This is a genomic window from Pedobacter sp. SL55, from assembly GCF_026625705.1.
Taxonomy (GTDB): Bacteria; Bacteroidota; Bacteroidia; order Sphingobacteriales; family Sphingobacteriaceae; genus Pedobacter.
Map to the genome: position 1 here is coordinate 3,034,033 of NZ_CP113059.1, position 11,831 is coordinate 3,045,863.

General features: G+C 38.4%; 8 protein-coding genes. All 8 read left to right on the forward strand.

The window, feature by feature from the left end:
* Positions 1 to 62: 62 nt before the first annotated feature.
* The 8 genes from OVA16_RS13590 (at position 63) to OVA16_RS13620 (ending at position 11,747) form a co-directional block, all read left to right on the forward strand.
* Positions 63 to 824, forward strand: coding sequence for a DeoR/GlpR family DNA-binding transcription regulator (locus OVA16_RS13590; protein ID WP_267765401.1), 762 nt, complete (start codon positions 63 to 65; stop codon positions 822 to 824).
* A 372-nt stretch (positions 825 to 1,196) separates the two neighbouring features.
* Complete coding sequence (locus tag OVA16_RS13595; RefSeq protein WP_267760265.1) at positions 1,197 to 4,526, forward strand: SusC/RagA family TonB-linked outer membrane protein; 3,330 nt, start codon at positions 1,197 to 1,199, stop codon at positions 4,524 to 4,526.
* A 10-nt stretch (positions 4,527 to 4,536) separates the two neighbouring features.
* Entirely contained in the window at positions 4,537 to 5,988 is a 1,452-nt protein-coding gene (locus OVA16_RS13600; RefSeq protein WP_420712323.1) for a SusD/RagB family nutrient-binding outer membrane lipoprotein, read from the forward strand.
* Positions 5,985 to 6,173 (forward strand): hypothetical protein, encoded by a 189-nt coding sequence (locus tag OVA16_RS20130; protein ID WP_324288398.1) that lies wholly within the window; start codon positions 5,985 to 5,987, stop codon positions 6,171 to 6,173. Before OVA16_RS13600 ends, OVA16_RS20130 begins: the two co-directional genes overlap by 4 nt.
* Before the next feature lie 31 nt (positions 6,174 to 6,204).
* Positions 6,205 to 7,764, forward strand: coding sequence for a DUF5689 domain-containing protein (locus OVA16_RS13605; RefSeq protein ID WP_267760268.1), 1,560 nt, complete (start codon positions 6,205 to 6,207; stop codon positions 7,762 to 7,764).
* Between the two features lie 75 nt (positions 7,765 to 7,839).
* The gene (locus tag OVA16_RS13610; protein WP_267760270.1) at positions 7,840 to 8,643 is read left to right on the forward strand and encodes a hypothetical protein; all 804 of its coding nucleotides are present in this window, start codon (positions 7,840 to 7,842) and stop codon (positions 8,641 to 8,643) included.
* Between the two features lie 29 nt (positions 8,644 to 8,672).
* Positions 8,673 to 10,247, forward strand: a complete 1,575-nt coding sequence (locus OVA16_RS13615) for a hypothetical protein (protein ID WP_267760273.1) — start codon at positions 8,673 to 8,675, stop codon at positions 10,245 to 10,247.
* Positions 10,248 to 10,331: 84 nt separating this feature from the next.
* Positions 10,332 to 11,747 carry a calcineurin-like phosphoesterase family protein gene (locus OVA16_RS13620; RefSeq protein WP_267760275.1) on the forward strand — a complete coding sequence of 472 codons (1,416 nt, stop codon included), beginning with the start codon at positions 10,332 to 10,334 and terminating at the stop codon, positions 11,745 to 11,747.
* Positions 11,748 to 11,831: the final 84 nt, after the last annotated feature.

The following is an 11,831-nucleotide window of genomic DNA, read 5'->3' on the forward strand; positions in this document are numbered from 1 at the left end:
AAATATGTAGGTGCTATTTATATTAATTATTAACTTGCGATTAAATATAAGCGCTTATGAGCATGACCCTTGCCGAGAGGCATCAATTTATACTTAATCGTATACATCAAGACCAGTACATTAATGTAGTAGAGCTTTGTAAAGAGCTCAAGGTTTCTTCGGTTACCATTCGTAAAGATTTAAAGCTTTTAGAAGATAAGAACTTGCTTTTCAGGACCCATGGTGGTGCTACGCTTAACAATCCCTATACTGTAGATAGGCCTGTGAACGAGAAAGAGAAGATGCAATCTAATGAAAAGAATAAGATTGGTGCTGCTGGTGCTAAGTTGTTGAAAGAGAATGATTCTATAGTTGTAGCTTCTGGTACCACTTTGCTTTATTTTGTAAAAAACATTCCTAGCGGGTTAAATTTAACCGTGGTAACTTCATCGCTTAATATATCTATAGAGTTTTTGCGCAGTCCGGAAGTAGAAGTGATACAATTGGGAGGTTTGCTGAGAAAAAGCTCGTCATCTGTAATGGGGGCTTATGCAGAGCAGATTTTGCAAGATTTCTATTTTAATACTTTGTTTTTAGGGGTTGATGGGATAGACTTAGAGCATGGGTTTACTACCACCAATGCAATGGAAGCGCATTTGAATAGACAAATGATTAAAGTTTCGCAAAAAGTTGTGGTGCTTGCCGACTCTACCAAGTTTGGTAAGAGGGGCTTTGGTAAGATTTGTGGTTTTGAAGATGTTGATCATATTATTACGGATAAAGGCATTTCGCAACAAATGATTAATCATTTAGAAGGTTTAGGCATAACTGTTACTATAGTGTAATTAATTCTTCTTTAAAATTTACAAGCGCAATTTGATTGCGCTTTTTTTTGTGTTTTTTGTTTTCGTATTGTTTCTAGTTGTTTTTTAATTTTTTGCTGTTATTTGGTTGGGTATCTTTAAATGAGTTTTAAAGCATGTGTGGAAATATATTTTCATTTATTTTGATTATTTGAAAATTATATTTAGTTTCAAATTGTTTTTATATTATTATTGTGAAATATTTAATAAGCTAAAACAAATAAATTGTAATTGCGAATTGTTTCAGATAGGTTAATATCGAGTTAATATAGAGTTAACACGTTCGGCTTAGTTTTGTGGCATTCGGGAAAAATTATAATTAGAAACTAGTAAATAACTCGATATAAATTAATTATGGACAAAACAACTACTCAAAAGGCTAGCATGCACCTACATGCCGCGGAGTGCGAAAGCATCCCGAAGTCGCAGCTTTCTGTATTTGGTATTTTGAAGAGGCTATCGTTTAAGGATTTAGGTGGCGTGAAGCTGTTTTTCGCTATGCTTTTTCAATTTTTACTTTTACAGGGTGCTGTGGCCCAAACTTCTCAGAACATTACTGTAAAAGGTACAGTGCTTGACGAAAGCGATAATACCGGTGTTCCTGGTGTTAGTATAACTGACAACTCCAAAAGAGTATTAGGGCTAACAGATGGTAAGGGCGACTTTAGCATCAACGTTGCTAAAGGAACAACAGTTAGTTTTACTATGATTGGCTACAGCGCTGCTACTAGGACTTTTGCTAACGCACAAACCGGCGTTACAGTTAGATTGAAATCTTCTACTAATGAGCTAAACACGGTAGTGGTTACTGCTTTAGGTATTAAGAGAGAGGAGAGAGCGCTAGGGTATGCTACAACCACGGTAGACAGTTCGCAGATTACAAATGCAATTGCAAGTAACTGGACGGATGCGCTTTCGGGTAAGGTTGCGGGTTTAAATTTGGTACGAAATAGCGGTCCAGCAGCATCTAATAAAATTATTTTAAGAGGCGAAAATAACCTAACGGGTGACAACGAAGCCTTAATTGTGATTGATGGTGTGGTTGCATCAAGCAGTTCTAGAAGGACTGCTGCCACCTATGGCGGTGCTTACGGTACTGGCGGAGATATTATGCCAGTAGACTTTGGTAGTGGTTTAGCCGATTTAAATTCAGAAGACATTGAAAGTGTTACTGTGCTTAAAGGGCCGGCTGCTTCGGCGTTATACGGTCAGCGTGGTGCTAACGGCGCTGTAGTTATCACTACCAAATCGGCCACAAAAAATAGAAAAACGATTGGTATCACAGTAACATCTAATACTGTTTTTGAGCAGGTAAACAGAAAGCCAGACAGGCAATTTGAGTTTGGTCAGGGAGCTAATGGTGCCAATTTTTATCAATGGGGTACTGGTGCGGTAAGTCACGCCTACGGTCCACCACTTGGTGTAGGTTTAGAGTTTTATCAGTACGACCCCGTAACTAAAACAAGGGGTACCACATTAACACCTTGGGTAGCTTACGAAGATCCGATAGACGCATTTTTTACTACAGGTTTTGAGCAATCTAATGCAGTAACTTTAGACGGAACCTATAAAGGTATAGGTATGCGTTTGTCCGCTAGTCATGGTAAAAACGATTGGATTGTACCTAATACGGGGCTGGAGCGTACCAGTGTGACATTTAACGCGAACAAAAACATTACTAAGAAACTCAATATTAATATCAAGGCTCAATATAGTAACAGGCATGCAGATAACCTTCCTACCACCGGATTTGGTAACCAATCAATTATGTATTGGTTTGCTTTTGCGCAGCCAAATATCAATACAGATTGGTACAGAGATTACTGGAGGAATGGAAGAGAAAATCTGGAATTTACAGATCTGACTACTTCTTTCCCAGAAGGACCTTATGCTATTTCAGAACAATATATCAATGCTCAGCGCCGTAACGGATTTTTAGGGAATATTCAAGCCGTTTATAAATTTAACAAAGAATTTAGTTTGATGGTTCGAGCTTCTGGAGATTTGAACAAAGATAATCGCGAAACAATGCGACCGTATGGAGCAAATGGTACGGGTTGGGCTCAAGGTGCATATCGAGTAAATAACATTCGTTCGTACGAAATCAACGCAGATTTCATGCTTAAATACGAGAAGAAAATAACAAAAGACTTTAACCTTTCTGCCACTTTTGGTGGTAGCCAAATGCGTAACGAGTATAATAGGTTAGAGGTTCGTGCTGATGGTTTAAAACGCGAACCAGATGTTACAACACCTACAGTTTATCGCTTAGATAATAACTTAAATCCTTTAGTGTATATTCCCGATACGTCTCGTTACCGTATTAATAGTTTTTACGCAACAACGTCGCTTGCTTACAAAAACTATCTATATTTAGATTTAACTGCTCGTCAAGATTGGAACAGTACATTGGCTACTGTTTTCAGAACCGATAACGCTGGGTTTTTCTATCCATCTGCAAGCTTATCATTTATAGCATCAGATTATTGGAAGCTTCCTAAAGCTGTAAACTTAGCTAAATTTAGGGCCTCTTGGGCTCAGGTAGGAAGTGGTAGTACCACACCTTACCGTACTGATTATTATTACCAAATTGCAGGTAATAACATTTATCCTGGTAATGTAATGACTAATCCAACCGTATTGCCAAATCCAAACCTAAAACCACTAATTACTACAACTGTAGAGTTAGGTTTAGATTTAAAAATGTTTAAAAGCCGCTTAAATTTTGATGTTGCAGTTTACGCCGGAAATACTCGGAATCAAATACTTAATCGTATTATAGATCGTGCTTCTGGCTATAACGTAGCCGTATTTAATGTAGGTAGGGTAGATAATAAAGGTATAGAAATTGCCTTAAATGGAACGCCTGTAAAAACAAAGGATTTCACTTGGACCGTAAATGGTACATTTTCAGCAAACAGAAATAAAATTAAAGAGTTAGCGGATAGTGCTGTGGTATTGCGTACTGGAGGTTTTGCAGCTGGAGGACAGGTGGTGGCAACTGTAGGCGGTAGTATGGGTGATTTATATGGGAACGGTTTCTTGCGCTCTCCAGATGGTCAAATTGTTTTTGACGATGTAAGTGGTGCTCCTAGAGTTGATGACAATGTAAGGTATCTAGGAAATACTATACCATTGTTTAGGTATAGCTTTGGTACTGGATTTAAGTACAAGCAATTTAGTACTAATGTATTGTTTGATGCGCAGTTGGGAGCCGTTGGGCACTCTATGACTATTGCTCAGTTAGTGCGTTTTGGTAAATCTACATTAACTTTGCCAGGCAGATATAATGGTATTTTAGGAGAAGGTGTAGTAGAGAATAGAGACGCTAGCGGCAATTACCTAGGTACCTACCGCAAAAATGATGTGATAGCAACCAACGTACAAAATTATTACGAAACAATTGGTTACAACCAAGCAGAAGGCAGTATCTACAGTACAGATTATGTGAAGTTTAGAGAGGCAAACATAACTTACACATTCAACAAGAAGTTTTTACAAAGAATAGGTTTCAGTAAAATGACTCTTAGTGCATATGGACGTAACCTATATATTTGGTCGCCATGGCCAGCGTTTGATCCAGAGTTTGGTACGTTGGCAGGTTCTGATATACAGCAAGGTTTTGAGGTTGGACAATTACCGTCTACAAGAAATTTTGGTTTACGTTTAGTTGTGGGTATTTAATTTAACAACCATGAAAAAGAATATAAAAAATATAACATATATACTTTTAGCTGCTTTTGGGCTGTCTACTTTCTCTTGTACTAAAGACTTTACCGAAGTAAATAAAGATCCCTTAGGCGAAACTGTAGTAGCTCCAGAACGTTTGCTAGCTCCATCTTTAGTGAATTTAATGTCAACAAATATGCTACGTAATCGAAACTTTAGTAATGAACTAATGCAGGTTACCGTTAATGTTGGAGATTCTGAAGGAAGAGTTTTTAGATATGATATAAGACGTACGCAGGCAGATAATACTTGGAACAACTGGTATGTAAATCTTACCGATATTGTAGATGTTTACAACGCTGCACGTACACCAGAGTATCTTAATACTTCTTACCAAGGAATTTCGCTTATTGTGCAAGCTTGGATTTATCAATTATTAACAGATACGTATGGTGATGTGCCTTACAGTGAGGCTAACAAAGGGAGATTAAGTTTACTGCCCGCGGCAGATAGTCAAAAGTACATTCAGCCAGCGTTTGATAGGCAAAAAGACATTTATTTAGATTTGTTTAAAAAACTTGAAGAAGCCAACGAGTTGCTTAAAGCTGGAACACCTATTGCAGTAGATAGTGACCCAGTGTATAAGGGCGACATCGCTAAATGGCGTAAATTGGGTAATTCTTTGTATTTGAGACTGTTGTTGCGTATTGCTGGTAAGACGGAAGTAGCTACGAATGTAATTGCTAAAATGAAGGAAATCATAGATGTAAATCCGGCAAATTATCCGATTATGGAAAATAATGATGCCAGTGCTACAAATCCTAATGGCGATAATGGCAGGATTTTATGGACAGGAGCCAATACTGCAGGCGCTCTTTACTCTTCTCCTTTTATGACCAGTGTTCGTCCAAACGATTTTAGATTAATTGGTATAGCTGACTTCTTTTTGGGAAGATTGATGAATTGGGGGCATCCTTGCGTAATTAATATGGGAGCACCTAGCTATACCTCTCGTTGGAGCATAGATGGCGTAGAAGGTATACCAAGTGGTTACCCGCCGGGCGCAATTACAGAAATTCTAGCGCATTTTAATTCTGATCAAGATGTAGACGGAACCGGTACAGCAGCGAGAAAGAAATCTTATAACCTACAAAGAGATGCTTATACAGGTATTATCATGACGGTAGCAGAATTAAACTTCATCAAAGCCGAAGCAGCAGCTAAAGGTTGGATTAACGGTAATGCTGGTGATTTTTACCATAAAGGTATTATGGATGCGGTTAATTACTGGAGACCAAATTATTGGACTGGCATTAATCAAGCAAGTTTTTTAACGTACATTAATTCTAATAATTTAGCATGGAATGATGCCTTGCCTTTGGATAATCAAACTTATGGTAGTGATAGTAAAATGGAGAAGATACATTTGCAAAAGTTACTATGCTTTGTTTCTAACAGATTTTCAGCAATGGTTTGAATATAGACGTACCGTGGCACCCTCAACTGCCTAAAGGTGCAGGTTTAGTAAATGGTGGTAGGATGCCAGCAAGATTGTTTTATCCTATCATTACGCAATCAACCAATCCAACTAATTATAAAAATGTGGTTGCAGCGCAAGGTGCAGATGATATTAATACATTGGTTTGGTGGCAAAGGCCTTAGTTTTTGTTGGTATAGAAAATAAAGAGATATTATGAAAAATCTTAAAAAATATATTGTAGCTACAGTAATGCTTGGTATAGCTTTAGCTGCATGCAAGAGAGACGATAAGGTAAATATTGTGAGAGGTACACCTAGTGCCTTTATTGAAAATTTAGATTTGAGAAGGATTTATCGTGGAAGTGATGTTTCACTAAATATTCAAACCACACGACAAGCCGAGTTCATCAAAGGGCAAGTGATTTCGGATCATTCTGGAGGTAATTTGCCGCAGGGATTACTATTTGTACAAAATGCTAAAAATATGGGTGGTGGTATCGATTCGCTTAGAGGTATTGCCATAAATATTGGTGCTGCAGCAGCAAGTTTTTTGCCTGGCGACTCGGTACACATTAAAATTGATGGAGGAGTATTAACACGAGTGAACGGTATTTTACAAATAACTGGGTTAACAGCTGCCAATGTAGAGAAAAAGGCTTCCAACGTACCTTTAAGGGTAACTAGGGTTTCAAAAACTAACTTAGTGGCTAATGCAGAAAGACATGAGAGTACACTTTCTATCATCTATAACTGTAATTTCGAACCAAACATTGGCGTAGAAACCATTGAAGGCGTTAAGACTTTTAATGAAGGCTCTGGAGAGATGAATATGAACGTGAGCAGTAGCGCTACCTTTAAAAATGAATTGCTGCCTTATTCTGCAAATATTCAGGGTATAGTTATACCGGCAGCTAATGGCGAACAACAGATTAGGCCAAGACTCAAAGCTGATTTTATGCCAACTAGCTTAACGGTTGATGCAAGCATCCCTCTCGGTCCAAATCCTGTTATTATTACTGGTTTTTTTGCAGATCCAACAGGTACAGATGCCAATTATGAATACGTTCAGTTGATGGCTACGCAAGATCTAGATTTTAGGCAAAAACCATTCTGTTTAATTACAACTAATAATGCAGGAGCAAATACCCCATCCGGTTTTCCAACGCAAGGATGGAATACTGGTGATTTAAGAACCTATAAAATAAATATTTTGCGAGGTACAGTTGCAAAAGGAACATTCTTTTATGTAGGGGGTAACAAAGTAATTAACGGATCGGGATCTACAGACATAAGTAATGCCAACTGGGTGGTAAGTAAATTGTACAGTAGTGTAGATGGCGACGATGGTATAGGAACAAGAACCTCAAATTTATTAGCTAATACTGGAAATCCAGGCGGTATTGCCGTTTTTCCTACAACGGATATTAATTTAATGTCAATTCCTTCAGACGTTGTTTTTTACGCAGGTACTGGTGGTGATATTTTTGGAAATGGCGTTGGCTATTCTATTTGCGACAACGATTTTTATAAACGTTATAACGGCACAACTTTCCAGCCATTTTACAGGCAAGGCACCAATACAGCCAGAGCGGTTGCAGGCAATCCAAATGCTACTAGTTTTGTGTACTTAGGTGGTACGTATGATGCTTCAGCTAAAAGATGGACCGGCTCTGTGCGTACGGGTAAATATGTGCTTACACCTAAAGCTTTAGAAGAAATTGAGGGTAGAGGTCCAGATCCAACCAAATCTGATGTTACCAAATTAATTAATTAGTCAACAATGATAAACTAGCCCCACCGTACAATTAGTAGGTGGGGCTTAAACAATCTAAATCACTAAATCTAAATCATGAAAAAAACTGCACTCGCATTTTTGCTTGCGTTAAGCGCCAGCTATGCCCAATCGCAAATTGTTATTTCTGGCTATATTGCCAATCCAAGTGGCTCTGATAAGAACCAAGAATATATTCAATTACTTGCTACAGAGGATATTGATTTTGCACAAAAGAACTTTGCATTAGTAGTTTGCAAGAATTCTACAACTACAACGCCTAATCCTGGCGAACCTGCACCTCAAGGCTGGGCAACTGGTGGAGACAGAACTTATAAATTTAATATGACCAGTGGTTCGGTTAAAAAAGGCGATTATTTTTATGTAGGCGGAAAGAAGAACATTAATGGCGCAAAATCTACAGATATTTCTTCGGCTAAATGGATTGTAAGTAAAAACTATTCTGACGAAAATGGCGATGGCTTTGGTAATGCTACAGGAGGTTTATTTCCTAATTCGGGTAGGGCAGTGGGCATTGCGGTATTTGCCACAAAGGATGTTGCTGCAACTACTGTGCCTGTAGATGTAATTTTTTTTCAAGGCACTAGCGGGGGTAATTTATGGAGCGAGGGCCAAGGTTACCTTATTTGTGATAACGATTTTTATAGCACTAAGCAAAGTCTTTATTTCCGTGGAAACGGTAAAAATAAAGCAGCTATTGCAAATACTGAAGAAGAAGACACTAGTCCGTATTTTACCAAATTAGGTGGAACTTATGATGTTGCTGCTAAAAAGTGGACAAAAGCTAGAACTAAAAATTGGTTGTTGCTTACAGAAAAGTCGCAATTGGCCGATATCGAGAACGGAACTCAATTGCAATAATATATTGAAAGATTTTAAAGTTAACGATTATGAAAAAACTTTTACTTACACTCTCTTTGGCTGCGATACTTTTTTCGGCTGAAGCACAAAAAATTATTATTACTGGCGTAATGTTTGATCCGCAGGGAGGTGATGCACCAGCGGTTGGAGTTGTAGCAGGTAATTACACGCATAAAGGCGGATATGAGTATATACAGTTAATGGCGACAGAGAATATAGATTTCTCTCAAACGCCACACTGTGTGGTACGTTGTACTAATTCAGGCACCACGAATGGTGCGCCTAATAACGGATGGGCAGAGACGGGGGTAGATAGAACGTTCAAATTTAATTTAACATCAGGCACAGTAAATAAAGGCGAGTTTTTTTATGTTGGTGGTCCTGAAAAGGCTGCCGGTGGATTTCTTGTAGATGGCGGAACTACATATTATCCTGTGTTGGATATCACTTCTTCTAAGTGGATTAGAACAATAGCCTACAGTGTTGGCACTAATAGCAGCCCAATTGGAGATGACGGTATCGGTATGACTACAACGGGGCTTATGCCAAATATCGTTAAAGGTAGTTCTGCTCGCCCTTTTGGTATCGCTGTATTCGAAGGTAATCTTGTATCTGGATTGCCAAATGTAGCTATTACAGTTAATTCGGTGCCAGTTGATGCTATTTTTGTTGGCTATTCGAATAGCAACGTTTTAGCAGGCGTTAATCCATTAACACATGATAGAGATAACGTGTATTTTCCAGCGAATGCACCAAATAATTGTTATAGAATGCCAAATACAGACCGCTATACTGCAGGTTATATGGGCGATCCTAATAATCAATATGTGTACTCTGGTCAATCGGTTGAAAATGTTGGAAGTTTCTTAAAGCTAGGTGGCGTTTTTAATACTGATGACAAAACCTGGGTAACACCTAGAGTTGGTAATTACGTTCAATTAGTTCCTCCTTCAGCTTTTGGCACCGTTGTAGAGCGTACTAGCTTCGCCACACTAGCAATGATTGAAGGAAATGTTGCTGGTTATAACGGAACTTCTATTCCAGTTACCACATTAATTAGTCCTCTTCCAGTAAAACTCGCCTCTTTTACGGCTAAAGCGAACAAACAAGGTACGGTTAGCCTAGCTTGGTCTACAGCATCAGAGCAAAACAACTCACATTTTGAAGTTACGCGTTCTGCTGATGGTAAGAGTTTTGCCAAAATTGGACAGGTTCAAGGTAATGGTAATTCATCAACCACTAAAAACTACAGTTATGTAGATGCAAGCCCAGTTGCTGGTGTAAACTACTACCAGCTAAAACAAGTGGATTTTGATGGTACGTATGAGTTGTCTGGCGTAGTTAGCGCAAAAGTCGGTTTAAGTAATGATAATTTAACAGCTTCGGCTTCTGCTAATAGAACATTAGTGGCGGTAACCTATAATGCTTTGGCAAATGGTAAGGCTTTGTTCAATGTTTACAGTATTTCGGGTGCAAAAATAGCCACCGTAGAGCAAACAGTAACTGCAGGTTTAAATAAAATCAGTATTCCGGCTAATTTAGGTAACTCGATACATATTTTAAATGTTTCGCAAGCGGGAGCAACGGCTTCGATTAAGTTTTAATATATCATATTTAAAAGCAAGAGGTTAAGATGAAGCCTCTTGCTTTTTTATTAAACATCAAAAAAAATCACACTAAACACAAAAATGAACCGTAGAATATTTTTAGAAAGATTTGGATTGTTGGCTACCGGAATGGTAGTTAGCCTAAAATCCAATGCCTTCAATAGTTTAACAAATGGAGGAGCAATTACAGGAAAAGTTAGCGACGGTAAAAATCCAATTGCCAACGCTGTGCTTTCTGATGGATTTGCTGTAGTAAAGACAGATTCCAATGGTCGTTACTCCATTACGCTAAATGAAAAATCTGAGTTTTTGTTTTTAAGTACCCCATCTGGCTACGATTTTAAAACAGATTTTGGCAGCGTAAACAGACAGTATCAAACTTTAGGTGCACGTAATGAAATTGATTTTACCTTAAAGAAGTTAAAGCAGGACGACAATAAACATCACTTTATCATTTGGGCAGATCCACAAGTGAAGAATAAGCAAGATGTAGCGCAAATGATGGAAACATCGGTACCAGATGTAAAACGCTTATTGAAAGATTTAGGTTCGAAAGCTTTGGTACACGGTATTGGTGTGGGCGATTTAGTTTGGGATGCACTGCCATTATTCGATGACTACAACAAAGCCGTAGAACTGATGGGAATTCCGTTTTTCCAATGTTTGGGTAACCACGATATGGATTATCGCCAGGGTGGAGACGAAACATCAGACCGAACTTTTAAAAAATATTACGGGCCAACTTATTATTCTTTTAACCGTGGCAAAGCGCATTATATTGTGCTAGATGATGTAAGGTATTTGGGCGAAGACAGAAAGTACGATGGTTACATTAGCGAAGAGCAATTGGCGTGGATGGAAAAAGATTTACAACATGTGCCAAAAGATAATTTGGTAATTATTAATGCACACATTCCTATTCATAATGGGGTAAAAAATAATACGGCCTTTTACGACCTTTTACGAAGTTTTACTAACGTACATGTAATGTCTGGCCATACACATTATAATGTTAATGTAATTAAGGAAGGCGTGTTCGAACATAACCACGGTGCAGTTTGTGGCGCTTGGTGGACTGGCCCAATTTGTAGCGATGGCGCACCTCGTGGTTACGGCGTTTACGAAGTAACAGGGACGCAATTAAAATGGTATTACAAAGGTACGGGCTTAGACAGGAAGCACCAAGTGAGTTTAGATATAGAAAAACTTACTGGGAATAACCGTATCATTGCCAACGTTTGGAACTATGACCCCAAGTGGAAAGTAGAATGTTTTTTAGATGGTAAGTTAACCGAAATGGAAAAAATGAAAGGTTTTGATCCTGAAGCGGTACGTTTGTACAAGGGCGATAAACTACCTCAGCCCCGTGCATTTGCCGAGCCTACCCGTACCGAACATTTATTTATGGTACATTGCAGTTCATCGGTTAAGGTGGTAAAAGTGGTAGCTACCGATCGTTTTGGCGAGCAATTTACAGCAGAGAAAAAACTCTCTTAATGAACAGTAGCCACAGATACATAAATGGCAATTGAAAATAAGTTTAATCAACTTTAAAATATTTGTGCATCTGTGGCTAATTTT